At 71.7% G+C, this 22,122-nt stretch carries 26 protein-coding genes; 15 read left to right on the forward strand and 11 right to left on the reverse strand.

The window, feature by feature from the left end:
* Nucleotides 1-28: 28 nt before the first annotated feature.
* Nucleotides 29-421 (reverse strand): cupin domain-containing protein, encoded by a 393-nt coding sequence (locus M8C13_RS05555; protein WP_252479373.1) that lies wholly within the window; start codon nt 419-421, stop codon nt 29-31.
* A 51-nt stretch (nt 422-472) separates the two neighbouring features.
* Between M8C13_RS05555 and M8C13_RS05560 the strand changes: the two genes are divergently transcribed.
* The 4 genes from M8C13_RS05560 (at nt 473) to M8C13_RS44995 (ending at nt 5,403) form a co-directional block, all read left to right on the forward strand.
* Nucleotides 473-1,432, forward strand: a complete 960-nt coding sequence (locus M8C13_RS05560) for a helix-turn-helix domain-containing protein (protein ID WP_252479374.1) — start codon at nt 473-475, stop codon at nt 1,430-1,432.
* Nucleotides 1,433-1,531: 99 nt separating this feature from the next.
* Entirely contained in the window at nt 1,532-1,810 is a 279-nt protein-coding gene (locus tag M8C13_RS05565) for a DUF6355 family natural product biosynthesis protein (RefSeq protein WP_252479375.1), read from the forward strand.
* Between the two features lie 93 nt (nt 1,811-1,903).
* Nucleotides 1,904-2,323, forward strand: coding sequence for a hypothetical protein (locus M8C13_RS05570; protein ID WP_252479376.1), 420 nt, complete (start codon nt 1,904-1,906; stop codon nt 2,321-2,323).
* An 11-nt stretch (nt 2,324-2,334) separates the two neighbouring features.
* Nucleotides 2,335-5,403 carry a BTAD domain-containing putative transcriptional regulator gene (locus M8C13_RS44995; RefSeq protein ID WP_305883922.1) on the forward strand — a complete coding sequence of 1,023 codons (3,069 nt, stop codon included), beginning with the start codon at nt 2,335-2,337 and terminating at the stop codon, nt 5,401-5,403.
* Here the strand turns inward: M8C13_RS44995 and M8C13_RS05580 are convergent.
* Nucleotides 5,393-6,625, reverse strand: coding sequence for a cytochrome P450 (locus M8C13_RS05580; protein ID WP_252479377.1), 1,233 nt, complete (start codon nt 6,623-6,625; stop codon nt 5,393-5,395). The two genes, M8C13_RS44995 and M8C13_RS05580, sit on opposite strands and share 11 nt — an antisense overlap.
* A gap of 63 nt (nt 6,626-6,688) precedes the next feature.
* On the opposite strand from M8C13_RS05580, the gene M8C13_RS05585 reads away from it, so the two are divergent.
* Nucleotides 6,689-7,642, forward strand: a complete 954-nt coding sequence (locus tag M8C13_RS05585) for a prenyltransferase/squalene oxidase repeat-containing protein (RefSeq protein WP_252479378.1) — start codon at nt 6,689-6,691, stop codon at nt 7,640-7,642.
* Nucleotides 7,643-7,661: 19 nt separating this feature from the next.
* Here M8C13_RS05585 and M8C13_RS05590 read toward each other — a convergent pair whose 3' ends face one another.
* Nucleotides 7,662-8,228 (reverse strand): TetR/AcrR family transcriptional regulator, encoded by a 567-nt coding sequence (locus M8C13_RS05590; protein WP_252479379.1) that lies wholly within the window; start codon nt 8,226-8,228, stop codon nt 7,662-7,664.
* Between the two features lie 55 nt (nt 8,229-8,283).
* On the opposite strand from M8C13_RS05590, the gene M8C13_RS05595 reads away from it, so the two are divergent.
* Nucleotides 8,284-9,159: an alpha/beta hydrolase gene (locus M8C13_RS05595; protein WP_252479380.1), complete on the forward strand. Its 876-nt coding sequence runs from the start codon at nt 8,284-8,286 to the stop codon at nt 9,157-9,159.
* An 11-nt stretch (nt 9,160-9,170) separates the two neighbouring features.
* Here M8C13_RS05595 and M8C13_RS05600 read toward each other — a convergent pair whose 3' ends face one another.
* From M8C13_RS05600 to M8C13_RS05610, 3 genes are read right to left on the reverse strand one after another with little or no spacing between them, the layout of a single operon-like run.
* A complete protein-coding gene (locus M8C13_RS05600) occupies nt 9,171-9,623 on the reverse strand; it encodes a helix-turn-helix domain-containing protein (protein WP_252479381.1) in 453 nt (150 codons plus the stop codon).
* Nucleotides 9,624-9,683: 60 nt separating this feature from the next.
* Nucleotides 9,684-9,968: a DUF6204 family protein gene (locus M8C13_RS05605; RefSeq protein ID WP_252479382.1), complete on the reverse strand. Its 285-nt coding sequence runs from the start codon at nt 9,966-9,968 to the stop codon at nt 9,684-9,686.
* 12 nt (nt 9,969-9,980) lie between these two features.
* Nucleotides 9,981-10,616, reverse strand: a complete 636-nt coding sequence (locus tag M8C13_RS05610; RefSeq protein WP_252479383.1) for a TetR/AcrR family transcriptional regulator — start codon at nt 10,614-10,616, stop codon at nt 9,981-9,983.
* 136 nt (nt 10,617-10,752) lie between these two features.
* On the opposite strand from M8C13_RS05610, the gene M8C13_RS05615 reads away from it, so the two are divergent.
* On the forward strand, nt 10,753-11,640 hold the full coding sequence (locus tag M8C13_RS05615) for an alpha/beta fold hydrolase (RefSeq protein ID WP_252479384.1): 888 nt from the start codon (nt 10,753-10,755) through the stop codon (nt 11,638-11,640).
* Between the two features lie 189 nt (nt 11,641-11,829).
* Here the strand turns inward: M8C13_RS05615 and M8C13_RS05620 are convergent, their stop codons facing one another.
* Nucleotides 11,830-12,381 carry a helix-turn-helix domain-containing protein gene (locus M8C13_RS05620; RefSeq protein ID WP_252479385.1) on the reverse strand — a complete coding sequence of 184 codons (552 nt, stop codon included), beginning with the start codon at nt 12,379-12,381 and terminating at the stop codon, nt 11,830-11,832.
* 66 nt (nt 12,382-12,447) lie between these two features.
* Here M8C13_RS05620 and M8C13_RS05625 point away from each other — a divergent pair, with 66 nt between their 5' ends.
* Nucleotides 12,448-13,767, forward strand: a complete 1,320-nt coding sequence (locus M8C13_RS05625) for an erythromycin esterase family protein (RefSeq protein WP_252479386.1) — start codon at nt 12,448-12,450, stop codon at nt 13,765-13,767.
* 6 nt (nt 13,768-13,773) lie between these two features.
* Here the strand turns inward: M8C13_RS05625 and M8C13_RS05630 are convergent, their stop codons facing one another.
* The 3 genes from M8C13_RS05630 to M8C13_RS05640 all read right to left on the reverse strand — a co-directional run bounded on the left by M8C13_RS05630 (nt 13,774) and on the right by M8C13_RS05640 (nt 15,537).
* Nucleotides 13,774-14,418, reverse strand: a complete 645-nt coding sequence (locus M8C13_RS05630; protein ID WP_252479387.1) for a class I SAM-dependent methyltransferase — start codon at nt 14,416-14,418, stop codon at nt 13,774-13,776.
* 30 nt (nt 14,419-14,448) lie between these two features.
* Entirely contained in the window at nt 14,449-14,640 is a 192-nt protein-coding gene (locus M8C13_RS05635; RefSeq protein ID WP_252479388.1) for a hypothetical protein, read from the reverse strand.
* Between the two features lie 201 nt (nt 14,641-14,841).
* Nucleotides 14,842-15,537 carry a flavin reductase family protein gene (locus M8C13_RS05640; protein ID WP_252479389.1) on the reverse strand — a complete coding sequence of 232 codons (696 nt, stop codon included), beginning with the start codon at nt 15,535-15,537 and terminating at the stop codon, nt 14,842-14,844.
* A gap of 129 nt (nt 15,538-15,666) precedes the next feature.
* Here M8C13_RS05640 and M8C13_RS05645 point away from each other — a divergent pair, with 129 nt between their 5' ends.
* From M8C13_RS05645 to M8C13_RS05665, 5 genes are all read left to right on the forward strand, one after another.
* Nucleotides 15,667-16,260, forward strand: a complete 594-nt coding sequence (locus M8C13_RS05645; RefSeq protein WP_252479390.1) for a DUF664 domain-containing protein — start codon at nt 15,667-15,669, stop codon at nt 16,258-16,260.
* Between the two features lie 197 nt (nt 16,261-16,457).
* The gene (locus M8C13_RS05650) at nt 16,458-16,838 is read left to right on the forward strand and encodes a hypothetical protein (protein WP_252479391.1); all 381 of its coding nucleotides are present in this window, start codon (nt 16,458-16,460) and stop codon (nt 16,836-16,838) included.
* A complete protein-coding gene (locus M8C13_RS05655) occupies nt 16,835-19,228 on the forward strand; it encodes a PEP/pyruvate-binding domain-containing protein (RefSeq protein WP_252479392.1) in 2,394 nt (797 codons plus the stop codon). Before M8C13_RS05650 ends, M8C13_RS05655 begins: the two co-directional genes overlap by 4 nt.
* Before the next feature lie 14 nt (nt 19,229-19,242).
* Nucleotides 19,243-19,884 (forward strand): VC0807 family protein, encoded by a 642-nt coding sequence (locus tag M8C13_RS05660; protein WP_252479393.1) that lies wholly within the window; start codon nt 19,243-19,245, stop codon nt 19,882-19,884.
* Nucleotides 19,885-19,975: 91 nt separating this feature from the next.
* On the forward strand, nt 19,976-20,578 hold the full coding sequence (locus M8C13_RS05665; protein ID WP_252479394.1) for a PadR family transcriptional regulator: 603 nt from the start codon (nt 19,976-19,978) through the stop codon (nt 20,576-20,578).
* Nucleotides 20,579-20,611: 33 nt separating this feature from the next.
* Here M8C13_RS05665 and M8C13_RS05670 read toward each other — a convergent pair whose 3' ends face one another.
* Entirely contained in the window at nt 20,612-21,067 is a 456-nt protein-coding gene (locus M8C13_RS05670; protein ID WP_252479395.1) for an MBL fold metallo-hydrolase, read from the reverse strand.
* 41 nt (nt 21,068-21,108) lie between these two features.
* Here M8C13_RS05670 and M8C13_RS05675 point away from each other — a divergent pair, with 41 nt between their 5' ends.
* Nucleotides 21,109-21,327 carry a TetR family transcriptional regulator C-terminal domain-containing protein gene (locus tag M8C13_RS05675; RefSeq protein WP_252479396.1) on the forward strand — a complete coding sequence of 73 codons (219 nt, stop codon included), beginning with the start codon at nt 21,109-21,111 and terminating at the stop codon, nt 21,325-21,327.
* 184 nt (nt 21,328-21,511) lie between these two features.
* Complete coding sequence (locus M8C13_RS05680; protein WP_252479397.1) at nt 21,512-22,108, forward strand: chloramphenicol phosphotransferase CPT family protein; 597 nt, start codon at nt 21,512-21,514, stop codon at nt 22,106-22,108.
* The last annotated feature ends 14 nt before the right edge of the window (nt 22,109-22,122 follow it).

A 22,122-nucleotide genomic window follows, 5' to 3' on the forward strand; every position in this document is an offset into this window, starting at 1 on the left:
GCGCCCGCCGGCCGAGGAGCTGGCCCGGCTACCCGGTCGCGACGCCGGTGGTCGCGGTGATGTGCGCCGGGAGCTGCTCGTGCCGGTCGCCCACGTTGACCGTGCCGGTCGGCTCGAACATCAGGATCGACGCGCCCTCAGCCGAGGCCGGCCGGTGCTCGACCCCGCGCGGCACCACGAACACCGAACCCCTCGGCAGCACCACCTCCCGCTCGCTACCGCCCTCGCGCAGTCCGATGCGCAGTTCTCCTTCCAGCACGAGGAAGAACTCGTCGGTCTCGGCGTGGCTGTGCCAGACGAACTCGCCCTGGACCTTGGCCACGCGGACGTCGTAGTCGTTGACACGGGTCAGGATGCGCGGGCTCCACAGGTCCTGGAAACCGGCGAGCACGGCGGCGATGGAGATCGAGTCAGTGGTCATGAGGTCATCCTGCGGCTGGCCCGCGGCGGGCGGGAGTGCTAGGAATCGCGTATGTCGCGTGGATCCTCGCACCGGGTGGTCATGATCGTGGACGCCGGGTCCAACCCGTTCGAGCTGGGCATCGCCACCGAGCTGTTCGGGCTGCGGCGGCCCGAGCTGGCGCGGCCCTGGTACGAGTTCGCGCTGTGCGCGGCCGAACCGTCGGTGCCGATGCACCGGGGCATGTTCACCCTCTCCGGCGTGGCCACCCTGGACGCGGCCGAGGCCGCGGACACCGTGATCGTGCCCAACCGGCCCGATCCGGAGGCCGGGGCAGCACCCGCGGTGCTGGCCGCGGTGCGGCGGGCCGCGGCCCGCGGGGCCAGGCTGGTCAGCTTCTGCACCGGGGCGTTCGTGCTGGCCGAGGCCGGGGTGCTGGACGGGCGGACGGCGACCACGCACTGGCGGTGGGCCGAGCAGTTCACCGCGCGGTTCCCGGCGGTGCGGCTGGCGCCGGACGTGCTCTACGTGGCCGACGGCAACGTGTTCACCGCGGCGGGCAGCGCGGCCGCGCTGGACCTCGGGCTGCACCTGATCCGCGCCGACCACGGCGCGGAGATCGCCAACGCGGTCAGTCGCAGGCTGGTCTTCGCCGCGCACCGGGACGGCGGGCAGCGGCAGTTCGTGGAGCGGCCGGTGGCCGAGGTGCCCGATGTCTCGCTGGCCCCGGTGCTGGCCTGGGCGCAGGCGCGGCTGGACACCCCGCTGACCGTGGCCGACCTGGCCGCGCGGGCGGCGGTCAGCCAGGCCACGCTGCACCGGCGGTTCCAGGCGGAGCTGGGCACCACGCCGCTGGCCTGGCTGACCGGGGAGCGGGTGGCGCTGGCCTGCCGGTTGATCGAACGCGGTGAGCTGCGGCTGGATCGGGTGGCCGAAGCCAGCGGGCTGGGCTCGGCCTCGAACCTGCGGGTCAAGCTACGGCGGCAGACCGGGCTGACGCCAACCGCGTACCGGCGACGGTTCGCCTCCTGATCGTTTGTCAACGGGTTCACGCACCGATGAAACCGTTGTCCCACAGCGGTTCCGCCTGGCTATGTTCGGGATGATTCCGCTGTCTTCCGGGAGGACTCCATGCGTTCCTTCAAGCTCTTCGCCGGCGCTTCGGTGCTCGCGCTCTCCGCCGCCGGGCTGTTCGCGGCGCCGGCCAGCGCGGCCCCGTGCGGCTACTCCGAGAGCGGCAACGACGGCCTGTACAACCACTGCCCCTATGACCAGGACATGATCGAGGTCTACATCGACTACCACAACGGCTCGAAGGGGCAGACCTGCGTGCGCACCGGCACGACCCGGATCGGCGACGCCGACAAGATCTACTTCGCCTGGTCGAACCGGACCATCTGCCGCGTCTGACACCTGCGGGGGAGCCGGTTCCCGCTGAGGTGGGAACCGGCTCCCGCCGCGCCCGGACACCCTGGTGGTGACCAACACCGAGGGGGAGTCAGGATGATCGGCGTGATGGTGGTGGCGGCGCTGGTGGCGCTGCCGGGAGTGCCCGCGGACACCGCGACGGTGGCCGGGACGGCCAAGATCCGGTTGTCGGACCCGGTCAGCGAGTTCGAGCTCGACCTGCGGGGCACGACATTCCGGATGGCGCACCACTACCAAGGGGAGAGTGGCTGGCTGACCGCGACCGTGGACTGCGTGCGGACCGGCGGGCCGGTGGGTGTGGTGACCGGGGTGGTGGACCGGGTGCACGGGATCGGGCACATCGCGCCGGGGGACCGGTTCAGCCTCAGCGTGCTCGACCGCGGCCGCCGCGACCTGGTGGGCATGGCCTGGCAGGCGGAGGCGGCGCGCTGCCTCGGACCGGCGCCGGGCACCGCGATCACCAGCGGCGACCTGCGGGTGCGCGGCCCGGGCTAGACTCCGGTGCCATGGGGGCGGAGCTGGTGCTGCTGTCGCGGATCTCCTTCCGCGGCAACGTGATCACCGGCCCCCGCCTGCACGCGCTGCTGGCCCTGTTGGCCGAGGACCTGCGCGCCGGGTGCGGCACCGGGCGGCTGGTCGAAGGCCTGTGGCCGGAGGCGCGGCCCGAGCACCCGGTGAAAGCGGTGCAGATCCTCATCTCCCGCGCGCGGGCCCAGCTGGGTTCGGAGGTCATCGCCAGCACCCCGACCGGCTACCGGCTCACGCTGGCCGAACAACAGGTGGACGCGACCGCGCTGGCGGCCGCCGCGGCCGAGGCGCAGCGGTCGGCGCGCGCGGGGGAGCACCTGGCCGCGCTGGCCGCGGCGGAGGCTGGAATCGCGCTGTGCCAAGGGATCGAGCCCGCCGCCGGGGAGGATCCGGTGGCCCGGCTGCGCGCGCGGCTGGCCGGGCTGGGCCCGGACCTGGCGCGGATCAGGGCGCTCGCGCTGGCGCGGCTGGGCAGGCACGCCGAGGCGGTCGGACCGCTGGCGGCACTGGCCGAGGAGCGGCCGCGGGATGAGGAGCTGCTGGCGGAGCTGTTGCGCGCCGAGGCGGCCACCGCCGGACCCTCGGCCGCGCTGGAGCGGTTCGAGCGGTACCGGCAGTCGCTGCGCGCCGAGCTGGGGGCTGATCCCGGCGAGCCGCTGCGGCAGGCCCACCGTGAGTTGTTGCAGGCTACCCAGCCCGCGGTGCGCCGGGGCGTGCCGGAGGAGCCGAACCCGTTGCTGGGCCGGGAAGAGGACCTGCGGCGGGTGGCCGAACTGCTGCGCAGGTCCAGGGTGACCTCGATCGTCGGCACCGGCGGTCTCGGCAAGACCAGGCTGGCGCACGCGGTGAGCCGGGCCCCCGAACACCGCCTGGTGCACCTGGTGGAGCTGGCTGGGATCGGCGCGGACGAGGAGGTCGCGCCCGCCGTGGCCGCCGAGCTGGGCGCGGACCTCGGCGACCCGGTCCGCGGGCTGGCCAGGGTCCTGGCCGGTGGCGCGCTGCTGGTGCTGGACAACTGCGAGCACGTGGTGCGCGGCGCGGCCGAGCTGGTCAGGGCCCTGGTCGCGCTGACCCCGGAACTGCGCGTGCTGACCACCTCGCGCACCCCGCTCGGCCTGTCCTCCGAGGCGGTCTACCCGCTGCCGGAGCTGAGCCCCTCGGCCACCGTGGAGCTGTTCACCCAGCGGGCCAGGGCCGCCCGCCCCGAGGTCGAGCTGCCCGCGGACACCGTGGCCGAGCTGTGCCGCCGCCTGGACGGGCTGCCGCTGGCCGTGGAACTGGCCGCGGCCAGGGTGCGGCTGCTCTCGGTGGCCCAGATCGCGCGGCGGCTGGACGACCGGTTCTCCTTGCTGGCAGGCGGTTCCCGGGACGCGCCGCCCCGGCACCACACCCTGCGCGCGGCCCTGGAGTGGAGCTGGGCGCTGCTGGCACCCCAGGGACAGCGGGCTTTGCGGGTGCTGTCGGTGTTCCCCGGCGGGTTCACCGCGGAGAGCGCGGGCAGCCTGCTCGGCGCGACCGAGGTGCTCGCCGACCTCACCCACCTGGCCGACCAGTCGCTGCTCACGGTGGTGGACACCCCGCTGGGCACCCGGTTCCGGATGCTGGAAGCCGTCCGCGAGTTCGGCGCGCGGCAGCGGGCGGCAGCAGGGGAGGAGGATGCGGTCACCGCCGGATTCCTGGGCTGGGCAACGGACATCGGCCGGGCCTGGCACGAGGGCGTCTTCGGCGCGGACCCGCTGACGACCTCCGAACTGATCAGGGCCGAGCACGACAACCTCGCGCACGCCCTGCGCCTGGCCGTGGACCGGGGCCAGCCCCAGGCGGCGGTCGCGGCCGCCGCGCTGCTGGCCGTTCTCGGCCTGGTGGACAACAACCACCTGCGGATGCTGCGCGCCAGTGACCTGTGCGCCCCGGTGCTCGCCCGCTACCGCCCGGAGCCGGAGCTGCTGGAGGTCACCCGCACCGCGGCGGTGCTGTGCTCGCTGTTCAACTTCCAGGGCCGCGGCCTGCGCGCCGGGCGGGCCCTGCTGGCGCTGCGGCGGCTGCCACCGGGACCGCCGGACTCACCGGTGCGGGCCTTCGCCCTGGTGCTGACCAAGTCGGTGGAGACCCTGGGCGCGGACGACGAGGTGCTGCGCGAGCTGTGCGAACGCCCGGAACCGCTGCTGGCCGCGGCCGCGGAGTTCATGGCAGGCTACCTGTGGGAGCGCGACGGCGTGCCGGAGCGGGCGCTGCGCTGCACCGAAGGCATGCTGGCCAAGCTGCCCCCGGACGTGCCACTGCTGCGGATCCTGGCCATGGTGCGCCTGGCCGAGCTGAACCTGCAGCTGGACCGGGCGCGGACCGCGCTGCGGGAGTCCCAGACCGCGTTGCGGGAACTGGAAGAACTGGGCCTGTCGGCGGACTTCGTGGGCACCAGGGTCGGCGTGATGCTGGCCAACCTGCACCTGGGCGCGGTGGACGAGGCCGAGCAGTGGCTGCCCCCGGCCGAGGACGCCGAGGCCACCTACCAGGAGGCGTTCCGCCTCGGCGTCGGCGGTGCGATCCTGTTGTCCCGCGGCCAGATCGAGGAAGGACTCGCGGTGCTGCGGCGGCTGTCCGGGCCCGCCTGGTCGGTCTCGCCGGAGAACTGGGCGCTGGAGGCCCAGGGCGTCACGGTGGCCGCGCACGCCCAGCACGGCCGCCTGGACCTGGTGACGGGCCTGACCGAGACGCTGCCCGCGCGGCTGGCCGAGCTGCTGGCCGTCCCGGTCGGGCCCGCCACCACGGTGGAGGAGTTCCCGGTGTGCGGGGTGCTGCTGGTCGCGCTGGCCCTGGTGCGGCTGGAGCGCGGGCACCCGGCGGTGGCCGCGCGGATGATCGCGCTGGCCGAACGGTTCCGGTTCTCCCGCGCCTTCCAGCCCACCATGACCGGCGCGCGGATCACCGGCATCGCCGAACGAGCCGACCCGGCCGCCTACCGGCAGGCCCGGCTCGACTACGCGGGCCGCTCGCAACTGGAACTGCAAGCGGCGGCCCGCGCACTGGTCGAGCTGGTCAGCGGGTGAGCAGCGGCAGGCTGCGCACACCGAGGGTTTCCGGGCTGGGCATGAACACCACCGGGCGGTCCGGGTCGACGCGCAGCGCGGGGAAGCGGTCGAACAGGATGTCCAGCACGACCCTGCCCTCCAGCCGGGCCAGCGGGGCGCCCATGCAGAAGTGCATGCCCCGGCCCCAGGCCAGGTGCGGGTTCGGGTCGCGGCCCGCGTCGAAGGTGTGCGGGTCGGCGAAGACCGAGGCGTCCCGGTTGGCCGCCGCGGTCCACATCCGCACCATCTGCCCGGCCGGGACAACCGCGTCGCCGATCTTCACCTCGGCGGTGGCGACCCGGTAGGCGGTGGCGAACGGGGACAGCAACCGGATCGACTCCTCGATCGCGGTCGGGATCAGCGACCGGTCGGCGCGCACCCTGGCCGCCTGCTCCGGGTTGGCATCCAGCAGCAGCACCGTGTTGCCCAGCATCATGGTGGTGGTGATGTGCCCGGCGAGCAGCAGCAGGCTGCCGAAGGTGGCCACCTGCCGGTCGGTCAGCCGCAGCCCGTCCACCTCGGCCTGCACCAGCTCGGTGAGCAGGTCCGCGCGCGGGCTGCGCCGGCGTTCGGCGGCGTGCTCGGACATGTAGGCGGTGAGCTGCTCGGCCATCTCGAACTGCCTGCGCAGGATCGCCTGCTGCTGCTCCAGGTCGCCCGGGTTGAGCGAGAGCTGCATGTCGTTGCCGAAGCGCTCGTCCACCCAGCTGCGGAACATGTCCTTGTCGCCGCTGGGCACACCGAGCATCTCGGCGATCACGGTCACCGGCAGCGGGTAGGCCAGCTCGGCCACCCACTCGAAACCCTCCCGGCCTTCCACCTGGTCCAGCATCTGGTGCGCGAGCTTGGCGATCCGGGGCTCCAGGTCGGCCACGGTCTTGGGCGTGAAGGCGTGGCTGAGCAGCCGCTTGAGCTTGCGGTGCTCGGGCGCGTCGGTCTGCAGCAGGTTCCCGTCGTTGAACTCCGCCGCGGCCTCCTCGCCGACCATGAGCTTGAGCGTGTTGGCGGAGAAGTTGTCGTTGTCGCCGAGCACCTCGACGACCTCGGCGTAGCCGAACACCTCCCACATGCCGAGCTCTTCGTTGAACGCGACCCGCTCGGCGGGCTGCTCGCCGCGCATCCAGGGGAACTGCTGGTGGATGGTGGTCAAAAGCGACTTCGTGGTCATGCCGACCAGGCTGGCCCGGCCCGGTTTCAGCATGGCTTCACCGCGGCTTCCCGCGCTGGGACACTGGGCTGACCACCGGGGAAGAGGGGTGTGGCGATGAGTTCGGCAGAGGGTTACGAGGCGGCCGCGCGCCGCGGCGCCGACTGGCTGCTGAGCAGGCTGCGGCCCGACGGCGGCTTCGGCGAGACCGACCTCGCCTGCTACTACAAGGCCCCGGCCGCACTGGGCCTGGCCGGGCACCCGAGGCAGGCCCGCCGCCTGCTGGAGGTCGCGGTCGAGCGCTTCGGCACCCCGGAGGGCGACTTCGTCACCGCCGAGGGCGTGAAGAGCGCGAACCCGGTCTTCCAGGAGTTCTGGTGCTACCCCAACGGCTGGCTGGCCCTGGCCGCGCACCGCCTCGGCTGGTTCGGCGTGGCCCACCAGGCCTACCGGCACCTGCTGACCTACCGCACCGGCGACGGCGGCTTCAGCGCCAACGACGCCGGCGTCCCGGACGCGATCAGCACCGCCCACCTCGGCCTGCTCGCCCTCACCCTCGGCGACCTGGACACCGCCCGCGCCGCGGGCGACTGGCTGACCAAGCTCCTGGTCACCCAGCCCCACCTGGCCACCGGCTTCCACCTGCGGGCCGATGAGCACGGCCCGCGCACCGCCGACGACTCACCCCTGCACGTGCTGCGCACCGGCGCGCCGGACCAGCCGTACTTCATGATCGGCTACCCGCTGGCCTACCTGACCCGCCTGCACCAGCTCGGCGGCGACCCCGCGCACCTGACCGCCGCCATCGGCTACGCCGACTACGCGCTCAGCTGCGGCGAGCACCTGCGCAGCACCCCGTTCAGCCACAAGGTCGGCTGGGGTGCGGCGATCCTGGCCCGGCACGGTCACGACGCCCGCCACCGGGACCTGGCCACCGGCATCGCCGACCACCTGGTCTCGTTGCAGGCCGAGGACGGCAGCTGGTCCCCGGACGGGCCCGCGTACGCGACCTTCGACGACACCGCCGAGATCACGCACTGGCTGCTGGAGATCGCCGCCGAGCTGCCCTAGTACCGCGACGGCACGCGGCTCAGCCCTTGCCCATGCGCAGGATCAAGGCGACCGCGTCCGCCGAGTGGACTGCCGGAGTCAGCACCTCCTGGAGGAGCAGGCCACGAATCGCGGCGATGGTGACGGTGGCCAGGGTCAGCGCTTCCCCGGCGCCGAGCCCTTCGCGTTCCGCGAGCGAGGCCAGAGTCTTGGTCAGGTCGTCGAGTGAGTCGATGAACTCACGAAAGTTCTCCGGGCTGTACGCGGCCAGACCCACGACGTGGAAGAAGCCGCGGACTCGCGACAGCTGCTCCGGGCGGGTGTAGGTCCGCCAGATCGCCAGGACGAGGTCGTCGAAGGTGCCTTGCCGGGCGGCCTCGAACAGCGCCTCGTTGTCACGGGATCGCTGCGCCTTGAGCATGGCCGCCAAGACGCCCGGGAGCGACCCGAAGTGGTATCGCAGGAGGGCGTGACTGGTCCCGGCCCGGGCGGCGACCTCACGCAGTGACACCTCCGGTGCGGGCAGGGCCTCGCCGAAGGCGTCGAGAAGCCGGGCCAGGAGACGCTCGCGTGCGTCGCCGGTGCGTTCGGTGCTTGACAGGGTCACTCCCACAGTTTATCCATTGGAAAAGACCGACGACGCGTGTTGTGAAGGATCTCCGATGAGCACCATGTGGCAGGGCTGCCTCGCCGACACCGACTACTTCGAGCTGCGCTCCAGCGGTGGGCACGACTACGGCGTCTGGGTCACCACGCCACCGGGCTACGACCCCGCCACGACGCCGGCGCCTGCCGTGTACGTGCTCGACGGCAACTGGGCCGTGGGCCTGACGGCTCCGCTCATCGTCACCCAGGCGGATCCCATGCAGCGGATCCAGCCCTACCTCCAGGTCAGCGTCGGCTACGCGGGCGAGGAAGCGCGGCACTGGGACCGGCTGCGCAACAGGGACCTCGTGCCGCCCGGTGAGCCCATCGCCAAGGAGCTCATCGACGCCGTGGAAATGGGAGTTCAAACCGGCGCGAGGACCCGCGAGGAAGCCGACGCCTACCTCGCCGAACTGCGCGACACCCACGCGGACGCGTTCCTGAGCTTCCTCACCGCGGAGCTGCACCCGCGGATCGAACGCGACTACGGCACGGCCACGAGCGGTCACGGCCTTTTCGGCTACTCCTACGGCGGCCTTTTCAGCCTCTACACCTGGCTCACCGGCACCACGCTCTTCGAGAGCATCGGAGCGGGCAGCCCCGGCGTCACCGGTGCGGACAGTCAGATCTTCGCCCAGCTCCAGGAGATGGGTGACCGGCAGCCTGCCGCCAAGCTGCACGTGACCCTCAACGAGCAAGAGCTGCTGGGAGACCTGGCCGTCTACCAGAACCTCACGAAGCACACGACCACCGTCCTGCACCACCTCACCGCCCGCGGCGCAGCCGTCACCAGCGCGGTCCTGCGCGAAACGCACGTGACTGGCCTGCAGGCCTCGTTCCTCAGCTACCTCAGGACCTGCCGGGCGGTACTAGGCGATCTCGGCCGGGTCTGAGATCGAACGCACTACTCCGCCGGTCCGGTGCCCGCGTCCACCCGGTCGAGCTCGACCCGGCGGCCGTCCTTGGTGACGAAGCACAGCTCGACCTGCTCGCCGGTGTCGGCGTCGGTGTAGACGGGGGAGGAGCTCTCCGGCAGTGGCCGGTGCTCGCGACCCCAGTGCGCCAGCCCGGCCAGCACGAGCAGCAGGTCGTGGCCGGCCGGGGTGAGCACGTACTCCTCGCGGGCCCTGGCCCCGGTGTCCCGGTAGGCGCGGCGCTCCAGCACACCCTCGTGCACCAGCGCGGCCAGGCGGTTGGCCAGCACATCGGGGGCGATGCCCAGGTTGCGCCGGAACTCCGAGAAGCGGGTGCGGCCCCAGCAGGCCTCCCGCGCGATCAACAGCGCCCACTTGTCACCGAGCAGGTCGACCCCGCGAGCTATCGCGCAGCGTGCCTGCCGGCCGATCACCTGCGTCATGACGTGACGGTACCACCGCTAAGTTTGCGGCACCTACTCAGAAGTCGGCGGCGGTCGTGGTCAGCGCTTCTTCCGCTTGATCTTGATGTCGCGCATGTCGGTGACCGCGACCTTGAGCACCTGGCGCACCGGAATCCCATGTGCGGCAAGCAGTTCCTCCGCCTTGAGCTCGGCGATGCCGTCATCGTCGTCCGGTTCGGCCGGCACCTGGCAGCGGAAGCTGAACACCGTGGCGTCCGCGTCGTGGCTGAACGAGCCGGCGTCGGTGTACCCGATGCCGCTCACCGCGGCCAGCGCCGCGCGCTGCGCGGCCGACAGCGGCTCGAACTTCCCCCTGATGGTCACCCGGAACACAGCTCAGTCCTCTCGCACGGCATAACCCAGCACCTGCTCTCCCCACACGTCCCGCACCCCGTCCAGCAGCCGGAGCACCGCGGCCGCGATGGTCGCCGGACGCTGCCCGGCCAGCGTCCGCTTGCCGACCTCGGCGAAGGTCAGCGCGTGCGCCCAGCCGATCTGACCGGCCACCAGCCGGGGCCGCAGCCCGCGTTCGCCGGTCTCCCGGACCAGTTGCGCGGCAAGGGCATCCACCATCTCCGCGCCCCTGCGCTCGATCCGGGCGGCCAGGGTCGGCGCGGCCAGCATCATCGGCAGCACCCGCCCGAACCCGGCGGTGAGCCCCACCTTCCGGTCCCGCCGCCGGACCTCGGCGCGCAGGTGGTCGAGCACCGCATCAGCCGCGGACACCCCGACCGCCCTGGCCCGCACGATGTCGGCCAGCCGCTCCGGCGAGGCCTCATCCGGCGGCAGCACCAGGTCCTCCTTGACCGGGAAGTAGTTGTAGACGGTGTTCACCGAGACATCGGCGGCGGCGGCCACCTCGGCCACGGTCACCTGATCGAAACCCCGGTCCACGAACAGCGCCAGCGCGGTGTCGGCGATCCGGCGCGCGGTCTCCCGCTTCTTCCGCTCCCGCAGTCCCGGTGTGCTCACCGGAAAAGTGAAGCAGACAGCAAACTTGGGGTCGACTCCATTTTTCGTGCTCAGTCACAACTGAGTCCTGCGCCACGTCCGTGGGATGCCGCGCACTCCGCCGTAACCCATCCCCCCGAACGTCGTTAAGGCCGACATGAGCGAACCCCTGCTCCTGGAAGACGGGACCGTGCTGAACCTAATCCGCCGCGGCGACCCGGCCGCGCCGGTGACCGTGCTGTTCGCGCACGGTTACGCACTGGACCACCGCGAATGGACCCGGCAGCTGGAGGTGCTGGAAACCGCGGTGGCGCGGCCGGTGCAGCTGGTGGCCTACGACCACCGCGGCCACGGCGAGTCCAGCCCCGCCACCGCCGAGACCGCCACCATCGACCAGCTCGCCGACGACCTGGCGGTGGTCATCGAACGCGCGATCCCCAGCGGCCGGGTGGTGCTGGTCGCGCACTCGATGGGCGGCATGGCCGCCCTCGCGCTGGCCGTCCGCCGCCCGAGGTTGTTCTCCCAGCGGATCGGCGGCCTGGTGCTGCTGTCCACCGCGGCGGGCGGCTTCGCCGAGGCCAACCTCGGCCTCGCCCAACCGGTCGGCAGGCTGGTGCACGAGCTGGAACGCCTGTTCGGCCCGGTGGTGCGCAAGGTGCGGGAGAAGATCGAACCCGCCAAGACCGCGGGCCTGCGCTGGTTCCTCTTCGGCGCCAAACCACGTGCTGAGGACGTGGACCTGACCGCCGACATGGTCTGGTCCAACTGGCCGGAAACCGTGGCCCTGTTCAAACCGGCCCTGGACCGCCACGACCGCCAGGCCGCGCTGACCGTGGTGGAGGGCGCCACCCTGTCCGGGGCGGAGGTGGTGATCATGACGGGCGACCAGGACCGGCTGTGCCCGACCAGCCACGTCGCGGAGATCGCCAGGGTGTGCGGGTGCGGGGAGCAGGTCATCGTGGCCGGGGCCGGGCACATGCTGCCGCTGGAACGCCCGGATGAGGTGACCGTGCGAATCGCGACCCTGGTGGACTCGTTGCCGTAGTCGATCACGGTTCTGACCAGGCGTAATGCCGTCTTTCTCAAGAACTTTCTCGTGATGATTACTTCAGTGACGAGTGAAAGCAAGCGGCAGTGCGAGCAAGGGCCAAAACGCATGGAGGGGAGAAGCTGAGCGCTCCGGTGCTGGCAGCGGAGATGAGCCCGCGTTGCCCGGCGGGCGGAGGGCCGGAGCCTAGGCCTCGTCTGCCAGCGTCTCCGGGCGGGCGAGCGGGAAGAACACCGGACTGAACAGGTACGGCCTGCGCTCCGCCGTGGGCTGGTTCGCCGCGTGCGCCCGGAGCAGCGCGATCACCTCGCCCGCCAGGTCCGCCATCTCCGCCTCGCTCAGCCACACCGTGCCCTGCTTGTAGCCCACCAGGTCGGTCGCCGGGTCCGCGCCCTCGCGATCCAGGTAGCCGTTGAACTCCGCGAGCAGGGCGGCCATGGCGGCGGTGAACAGCTGGCGGTGGTCGTCCAGGGTCATCGACCTGGCCTCGTCGCCTTCGATCTTGGTGCGGTCCTGGCGGAGGCGGTAGTGGCGTTCGACCGCGCCGTGCACCCGCCGCTCGTCCGCGACCTCCAGCACGCCACCCTCGGCGAGCAGGGCGACGTGGCGGTACACCGTGGTCTTGGGCACGTCCGGCAGTTGCGCGCACAGCTCCGAGGTGGTGACGGTGCGCCCGCCGGACAGGCACCAGGTGATGCGCAGGCGGACGGGGTGCAGCAGCAGGTCGAGGGTGTCCACGGGCCTACGATCCCATATCTGGTACCGTTCCCAAAGTTGGGAAAGCAACTGACGGGGGTTGGACGTATGAGCACCGAGATCTCGGCCGCGCGGCTGAGCAGGGCCGCGGTGCGGCCGCTGGCGACGCTGGACCCGGCCGCGCCGCTGGATGACCTGAGCTGGCTGGACGAGGTGGTCGGCGAGGCCAGGGTGGTCGCGATCGGCGAGAGCGGGCACTACACCACCGAGTTCCCGCGGCTGCGGCACCGGGTGCAGCGCTACCTGGTGGAGCGGCACGGGTTCCGTGCCTGTGCGGTGGAGAGCGGGGTGGTGGAGGGCAGGCAGGTCGACGACTGGGTTCGCGGCGGGCCGGGGGAGCTGGGCCCGGTGCTGGCCAACGGGATGAACTCGCTGACCGGGGTGTGGCGGTCGGTGCGCGCCCAGTTGGAGTGGCTGCGCGCGCACAACAGCACAGCGGCGGAGGCGGTCGGCTGGTACGGGTTCGACCTGGGCGGCTCGAACGTCAGCCTGCAGCCCATGCTGGACGCGGTGCTCGCCTACTTCACCGCGGCGGATCCGGAGTTCCGGCCGGACCCGGCGATCCGGGAGACCGCGATGGCCTTCGCCGTGCCCTCGGCCTTCGGCATCCCGGCCGCGCTGGGCGCCTACGCCGGGCTTGCGCCCGAGCGCAGGGACGCGCTGACCGCGGGCCTTGCCGGTCTGCACACCCGGCTGACCAGCAGGCGACTGCCGTACCTGCGGCGGACCGGCGCGGAGGCCTACGAATGGGCGGTGCGCGCGTTGCGGGCCACCGTCACCGTGGACACCGTGGTCCGCGCGATGGCCGCAGGCGACCAGGAAACCGCCCTGTTCAGCCGGGAGGCCACCAGCGCGGACACGGTGGAGTGGATCCTGGGCCGGGCGGACCGGATCGTGCTGGGCGCGCACAACGGGCACGTCCAGCGCTGGCCGGGCGCGCTGCCGGGGACGGGGCCGATCACCACGCTCGGCGTGCACCTGGCCGACCGGCTGGGGGAGCGGTACCGGGCGATCGGCACCACCTCGGGGCCGGGCCAGATGCTCGGCCGGGGCTTCCACGCCGGTGAGCTGTTCGAGGAGCTGCCCGCGCCCGAGCCGGACAGCCTGGACGGGGTGCTGGCGGCCAGCCACGACGGACTCTTCGGCGTCAACCTGCGCACGCTGGACCCGGCCGACCGCGACACCCTCCGGGCGGTGACCCGGCAGTGCCACGGCATGTACTACGCCGAGGTGGACGCGCTGGCCGCCTACGACGCCCTGGTGCACGTGCCCAGGGTCAGCGCGGGCGAACCCGACCCCGAGGCGATCGCCGCCTCGCCCGAGGACGTGCGGGAGATGTTCGCCAAGTGGCAGGGGAGTGGCGGCTGACCGGGGTCAGGCCGGGCGGCGCGCGGTGAGCAGCACCTGCGGGAGCGACGACGGCGGCCGAGGCGGCAGCCGCAGCTCGGCGACCAGCTCCAGGCCGGCCTCGGCCAGCATCGCGACCAGGTCGTCGGGGCGGTACAGGTGGGTCGTCCAGGACACCGGCAGGCCACCGTAGCCCTCGGTCCGGTGGATCTCGCCGTCGCCGACGTGCGTGCCGATCAGCGCCTGCCCGCCGGGCACGAGCGCTTCGGCGAAGCTCCGCAGCACACCGGGCAGCGCCTCCCGTGGGAGGTTGAACAGCGACCACCAGCCGAGCACACCGCCGAGCGAGGCAGGCGCGAGGTCGAGCTCGGTTGCCGAGGCGACGGAGAACCGCAGGTCGGGGTACTGCTCGCGGGCGTGCTCGACCATCCGCGGCGACAGGTCCACGCCCGAGGCGTCCAGGCCGAGCCCGGTGAGGTGCGCGGTGACGTGGCCGGGTCCGCAGCCGACGTCCAGGACCGGGCCGAGCCCGCGCACGGACTCGGCGAACCCGGCGAGCATGGCCCGTAGCCAGGGCTCGGTCTCCAGCCGGCCGACGGCCAGCTCCACGTAGGCATCGGCGACCCGGTCGTAGGACTCACGGACGGTCTCAAGATCGGCAGGCTGCGGCACGGAGGCATCCTATGCACGGCGCGTGGCGCGCTAGGACGGACCTCGGAAAGCCGAGATCAGCGCGAGCAGACCGATCCCGGAGAGCACCACGCCGAGGACCAGCACCACGGTGCCCCGGTAGTCGGTCATGGTGGTGGCGCCCCAGCTGAGGGTGACCCCGCCGGCCAGGAGCAGCAGCGCGAACACCACCCCGACAATCGCGGCCGTACGGGTTCGGGCCACCGCAACCTCCAGCAATGCTTGATCGGGCAGGTGGCTCATTCTGCCCGACAAGCTTCTTTCTTGTCACGATGACTTCAGTGTCGAGTGAAATTAACCGCTCAAACAGACAAACCAAACCCGCAAGGAGGAGGAGCCGCCACACAGCCGCGAGAGGGGGGGTGAAGGCGCGGAAACAGTCATGGCTAAGGCATTCGCCGGTGCTCACGCCTTCGCGGGCACGGCTCGGGCGCGGTCGATGTCCGGTCCGCGGTAGAGGTGCTCCGGGATCCGGGCCAGGGTCGAGGGGTGCGCCTGCGGCCCGAGCCCGTAGTACTTCTGGAAGCTCATGATCAGCGGTCGCCAGGCGTCCGGGTCGATGTGGTCCTCGGTGCCGGCCAGCCGGATGCTCTCGTGCGCGAACACCCGCTGCACCCGCACCTCCACCGCCACGATTCCGCCGCGCTGCCGCTCATCCGCCTCCGCGATCGGGTGCACCGCCTCGACCACCACCTCCATCGCCACCGGGCACTCCGCGACCCTGGGCGGCGCGACCGTCTCCGAGCGGACCGGGGTCAGCCCGGCGCGGCCGAACTTGTCCGCGACGTGGAAGTAGCCGCGGCGGAGCTTGCCCGGCGGCACCGGGTCCGAGCCGGTGGTCAGGGCGAGGCGGTCGACCGCGGGGGCCAGGGCGTCGCTGGGCAGGTTGAGCACGGCCTCGCCGGTGCGCAGCAGGTTGTGCGTGGTGTGCGACTTCGCGCTGATGCCCAGCAGCGCGCGCCAGCCGAGCCAGAACGCCGAGGAGATCGGGGCCAGGTTCGGGGTGCCGTCCTCGTTCTCGGTGGAGACCAGCACGACCGGGGTGCCGAAGTACAGGATGCCGGGCTCGATCGCCTGGTGGGCAAGGGGTTCGGTGTTCACGCCGCCCAGTCTGGGAGTCCACACCGGACCGCTGCTGGCGGGAATCGGCCGTGGTGATCCGGTAGCGGACAGGAACTGACCTACAGGGTCGGCAGAATCGCCTCCACCATCGAACCCGGAGGTCACACGATGTACGCACCCGCTCAGCACGACGAGGTCACCGGCCTGGTCAACTACCTCGACGAGCAGCTCACCGCCATCCGTGCCGCCGCCTTTGGCCTGACCGAGCAGCAGGCGCGGGAGACGCCGTGCCGGAGTGCGCTCTCGGTCGGGGGCATCATCAAACACGCGGCCTGGGTCATGCGCGGCGCGCTGGAGCGGTTGCGAACCGAGGTCACCGAACAGTCGGTCGACGCGGCCGCCTACGCCGAGTTCACCGACAGCTTCACCGTGCGCGAGGACGAGACGGTGGCAGGCACCATCGAGGAGTTCGACCGGCTGCGGGCTCAGCTGCTGGCCGCGGTCGCCGCGACCGATCCGGCCGCCAAAACCATGGCCCCGCCCGCGCCGTGGCACGGGATCTTCGACGCCCGGCCGATCCACGCCCGCTACTTCCTGGTGCACCTGATCGAGGAGTGTGCCCGGCACGCGGGTCACGCCGACATCATCCGCGAGCAGCTCGACGGTGTGGCGGTGCCGGCGCTGGTGCTCACCCTGGCCGGGGCGAGCGCCAACGACTTCTTCCAGCCGTACCAGCCGATCCCGGGCACCCTCCTGGCGTGAGGCACGCCGCGGGGTGATCACACGTGCTGGGCGGCCGCGGCGAGGTCCAGCCATTCCCCGATGGCAAGGGGTTCGATGTTCACGCCGTCCAGTTTGAGAGTCCGCACCGGACCGCTGCTGGCGGAAATCGGCCGTCCCTGGACCGCAAGCTCCAACTCGAATAGTGTCGACTGCACTAATCATGTTTGGAGTAGTGCATGAAGCATCGGCTGTGCAAGTCCCAGCGTGAGGCGCGCAGGGCGGAACGGACCGTCTACCGGGTCACCCCGGAGGGCAAAGAGGAGTTCTCCGGCACCCTGGGTGAGCTGCTGACCAGCGAATCGATCGACTGCTCGGCCACCATGACCGCCGCCTCCCTGCTCGTCCACCTGCCTTCGCCGCAGGTCGCCGAGCAAACCCATCGCGTGTGCGTCCTGGAGTTCAGGCATCTGCGCGCGGTGGAGCGAACCGAGCTGACCAGCCTCGACCGCGGCGAACTCGACTGGGATCCACTCGCGGTGCGGGAGGACCCCGAGGTGCTGCGGCACTCGCCACCACGACATCCGCCTGTCGTGCCGACCGCACGGAGTCGACAGTGAACGACACCGTGCGCCGCCTCGGCCAGGTGACCAGGGGGGACGCCGCCCTGGTCGGGCAGAAGGCCGGCATGCTCGGCGAACTGCGCGCCGCGGGCTTCCCGGTGCCGGACGGATTCGTGCTGACCGTGGCCGCGTACGTCGGCGCCGCTGACGACGGCGAGGCGGGCCTGGCCCGGATCCGCGAACCGGTGCAAGCCGCGCTGGCCGAACTCGGCGCGGACGACGCCTACGCGGTGCGGTCCTCCGCTGTGGACGAGGACCTGACAGGCGGATCCTTCGCCGGTCAGTACGAGAGCGTGCTCGACGTGCGCGGCCTGGACGAGGTGCTCGCGGCGGTGCGGGTCTGCTGGGACTCCGCCGGTTCGGACCGGGTGGCCGCCTACCGGCGCGGCCGTGGCCTGGACGGCTCGGGGCGGATGGCCGTGCTGGTGCAGCGGATGGTGCCTGCCGACGCCGCCGGTGTGGCCTTCAGCGCCAACCCGGTCACCGGTGACCGGGCCGAGGTCGTGGTCAGCGCGGTGCGCGGGCTCGGTGACCGGCTGGTCGCCGGTTCGGTCGGCGCGGAGGAGTGGGTGGTGCGGGCGGAGCCGCACTGCCGCTCCGACGGCGCGCAGGTGCTCACCGCGGCGCAGGCCCGCGCGGTCGCGGAGCTGGCCTGTCAGGTGGAGCGGCAGTGCGGCGTTCCGCAGGACATCGAGTGGGCGATCGCGGATGGGCGGATCATGCTGCTGCAGGCCCGGCCCATCACCGCGCTGCCGGAGCAGCTGCCCGAATTCAAGGTGGCGGTGCCCGGGGGCTTCTGGCTCCGGGATCCCTACCTGCGCCGCCCGTGGACGCCGATGCAGCGTTCGCTGTTGCAGGAGGGCCTCAACCAGGTCAACTGGCGGTTGTTCGAGTACGGGCTGATGCACGGCTTCGAGTACCGCGATATCGGCGGCTGGTGCTATTTCCGGTTCGTGCCGCTCGGCGCGCGGATCGCGGAGCGCATCCGGGACATCGTCACCGCGGTCGCCGGCGGCGAGCCGGCCAGGGTGATCGAGCGCTGGCACACCGAATGGCAGCCGGACCTGGCGGCACGGGTCCGCGCCATGCGTGACCGCGAGTTGCCGCGGCTGACCGATGCCGCCCTCGGCGAGCACCTGTGGGCGGCGCGGGAGCTGTCCACCGAGTCCAATGAGCTGCACTTCCGGGTCGGCGGGGCTAGTTCGTTCAGCTGGGGCACGCTGGGCGTCACCTGCGCGGAACTCCTCGGCTGGGAACCCTTCCAGGTGCTGCGGCTGGTCGTCGGCATGCCGGGCAAGACCACCGAACCCGGGTTCCGGCTCGCCGGGCTGGCCCGGATGGCCGCGGCCAAGCCCGCCGTGCGCGAACTGCTCCCCAGCGGCGAGGTGGGCCGGACCCTGGCCGCCGACCAGGAGTTCGCGGCGGCCTTCGCCGACTACCTGAGCGAGTACGGCACCCGGACCATGGGCCAGGACATCACCAAGCCGACGCTGGCGGAGCAGCCGGAGCTGGTGCTGCGCCTGGTCGAAGGACAGCTCACCGGCGAGCACGACCCGGAGGCGGCGCTGGCGGCACTGGCCGAGAGCCGGGAACAGGCGTACGCGGAAGCTGTCACCGGCCTGCCCGGTCCTGCGGCGGACCGGCTCACCGAGGCGGTGCGGCTGGCCCGCCGGGCGTATCCGGTGCGCGACGACAGCGCCTTTTACACCCACGTGATGCTGGCGGTGCTGCGGCAGGGCGTGCTCGAGCTGGGCCACCGGCTCACCGCCCGCGGTCAGCTGGCAGATCCCGCGGACGCGTTCCTGCTGGAACTGCCGGAGGCGCTGGACGCGCTGCGGGACGGCACGGACCAGCGCAAGCTCGCCGAGCGGCGGCGAGCCGAGCAGGCATGGGCGAGCACCCATCCCGGTTCGCCGTACTACGGCGAGCCCCCCGCGCAATCGTCCGAACAGGACAGCGCGTCCTGGCTGGGATCACTGGAGGCGACCGCCCGGCACACCATCGAGATTGTGCTATGGGTGGGCCGCACGGCGAGCCCGGTCGCGCAGGCGCAGGCCACCCCGACCGGGCTGCGCGGGCTGGCCGCCTCGAGCGGGCAGTACACCGGGACCGCACGGGTGATCCTCGACGAGACCGAGTTCCACCGGCTCCGGGCGGGAGACGTGCTGGTCTGTCCGGAGACCAACGCGCAGTGGTCAGTGCTCTTCGGCAGTGTCGGCGCACTGGTCACCGACACCGGGAGCATCCTGTCCCACCCGGCGATCATCGCCCGCGAGTACCGGGTGCCCGCCGTGGTGGCCACCGGCAACGCCACCCAACTGCTGCGGGACGGGCAGCTGGTCACCGTCGACGGCGACACGGGCGCCGTCGACTTCATCGAAAGCTGACAAGGAGTCGGAAGATGGCGTTCAAGGGACCGGGACTCCGGACATTGCTGCTGCGCCTGCTGGTGGATGTGGTAGCGCCCATCGTCCTGTTCATCTTGCTGCACCGGGCCTTCGACGTCCGGGACCTGTACGCGCTGCTCGCGGCAAGTGCGGTGCCCGCGCTCGCGTTCACGGTGGAACTGTTGGCACACCGCAGGATCGATGGCCTCGCGGTGTTCATGGTCTGCCTGTTCGGGGTGGGCATCGGCATGGCGCTGATCAGCGGTGACCCGAGGTTCGTGCTGGCGAGGGAGTCGGCATTCACCGGTTTTGTCGGGCTCACCTTCATCGGCTCGATCTTCGTCCGGAAACCGCTGATCCATCTGTTCGGCCGCAAGTTCGCCGAGGGCGGCGGCATTCCCGGGATGGACGCGGCCACCTGGGACCGGTACTTCGCCAAGTCGCCGCGGTTCCGGCGCGCGATGAACTTCATGACGATGGTGTGGGGCTTCGCGCTGGTGGTGGAGTCGGTAGTGCGGGTGGTCGTGATCTACCTGATCCCAGTGACCGCCTCGGTGTTCGTCTCTCCCGCGCTGTACGTGCTCACCTTCGGTCTGCTGGTGCTGTGGACGCCGCGGTACGCGGGCCGGGTCAGGGAGCGGGTCAACTCGGCCTGAGTGGCGCGGTGCCGGTGTGGGTCAGGCGCATCCGCACCGGCAGCGGCACCACCTCGACTGGTGTTGCGGCACTTCGGTCAGTATTAGTCCTGTGAGCCGCTCATTGACCTCGCGTGACATCGTCGCACTGACCGTTCTCGGCCTGCTGCTCGAAGGTCCCAGCCACGCGTACAACCTGAACCGGGAGATCCGGACCAGGAAGATGGACTTCGTGAGCGGCCTGCCACGCAGCGTCTACCACGCGGTGGACCGGCTGACCGCGCAGGGCCTGTCCAGGCTGGTCGAGACCAGCCGGGACGGCCGCAGGCCGGAGCGGTCGGTGTACGAGATCACCGACAAGGGCCGGACGGAGTTCTACGAGGCCTTGGCCGACCTGTTCATGGTGCCGACCGACAAGGAGCTGCCATTCACCATCGCGCTGTCATTCTTGATCAGGCTGGCGCCGGAGGAGGTGCTGGCGGTCCTGCGGAAGCGCGCCGCCCGGCTACGCGCCGAGCTGGCTGAGGTCGACGCCTCGCTGGAGGTCGGCAGGCAGCACGTGCACCGGCTGGCGCTGCTGGAGGTCGAGTACACCCGGACATTGCGGCGGGCCGAGCTGGACTGGCTCGACCAGCTGGTCGCCGACATCGCCGCGAGCCGGCTGGACTGGGATCCGGCGGCGATCCTGCGGGATCCCTCGATCCTGTCCCGGTGAAGCCGCACAGCGCCGGCGAGCCGGTGCACTCAGCTACCCCAGGTCCAGCCATTCCCCGATGGGCAGCACGTGCGCGCGCCCGCCGGCATGCGCGCGGAACTCCTCCGCCGGGTCGGTGACCTCGACGTAGCCCGCGATCTTGTCCGGCACCTCCGCCTCGTAGTGCATCGGCACCACGTGCCGGGCATCGAGGATCTCCGCGGCCGCGGCGGCCTGCCTCGGGTCCATCGCGGCGGGCAGTGGGCTGGGGGGCTGGAGGTGCGGCGCGTCGACCACCGCGCCGTTGGCGGGCAGGAACACCGCGTCGAACGGGCTGAACCGGCGCGCGATGAGCCACCAGTAGCCGTGGAACATCGTGTCGCCGCCGTGGAAGACCCGCTGTCCGTCGGCCTGCACCACCCAGTTCAGCTGCGGGTCGCCCAGCCCGTCGACGGCGGGGACCGCGGTGACCCGGAACGGCCCGATGTCGCGGGTGGCCCAGGCGTCCACGACCTCGGCGGCCAGTCCGTGCTGGGCCAGTTCGCGACGCGGTGGCCGAGGTGTGGTCGCGCTGGCGGGAACAACTGCGGGCGGACCTGGTCGCGGCGGTGGGGCAGGGCGAGCTGCCCGCCGGGTTCGACGTCGACCAGGCGCTGTTCGAGATCATCGCCGCCGGGCTGGCGCTGAACGCGGCCATGCAGCTCGAGCACGACCGGGCGGCCGCAGGCCGGGCCCGCCGCGCGATCGAACGGGCCTTGCGGCAGCCCTGACCGCAAGCCGGAGGCGTCCGGCTTGCGGCGCGCTTGTCGAACTTTGTTGGCTCGATGGTCTCAGTGTCGACTGAATTCAATCCTGATAAAACAAAACCCGAAGAACGCAGCGAAGCCCGAATACGGGAGAAGCCCACCGGCAAGCGGCGCGACCGAGATGACCGCTACCGGATACCGTGACCGGATGCGGAGCGGTGACCGTTCCGGCCGGGTGATCTTCCTCAACGGAACGTCGAGTGCGGGGAAGACCACCCTGGCCCGGGCCATCCAGGAGGAAAGCGACACCCCGTTCGTCTACTGGGGCATCGACACGCTGTTCAGCCTGGTGCCGCCGAACTGGGGCGGGGGACGTGACGGCCCGCTCAGCCGTGACGGCTTCTGGTACGACCGCACCGGGGGTGACGCGGACGGGCGCCCGTCGGTGGTCATCCGTTACGGCGACGTCGGACGTCGGATGCTGCGGTCCGCCCGGTTCGCGGCCGCCGCGTTCGCCCATGGCGGTGACGACCTGGTCATCGACGAGTTGCTGCTGACCCCGGATCTGCTGCCGCAGTGGATGGACGCGTTGTCAGGTCTGGAAGTGCTGCTGGTGCGCGTCACGTGCCCGCTCGCGGTCGCAGAACAGCGCGAACTCGACCGGCGCAACCCGAACGGGCTCGCACGAGGCCACTACCGCATGGTTCACGACCACGGCGCCACCTATGACATGACCGTCGACAGCACCACGGGTACGCCCGCCGAACTGGCCAGAGCAGTACTGGCCGAACCAGCCGTTGTGTGAAGCGCCCAGGTGCG

This window comes from Crossiella sp. SN42, assembly GCF_023897065.1.
Taxonomy (GTDB): Bacteria; Actinomycetota; Actinomycetes; order Mycobacteriales; family Pseudonocardiaceae; genus Crossiella.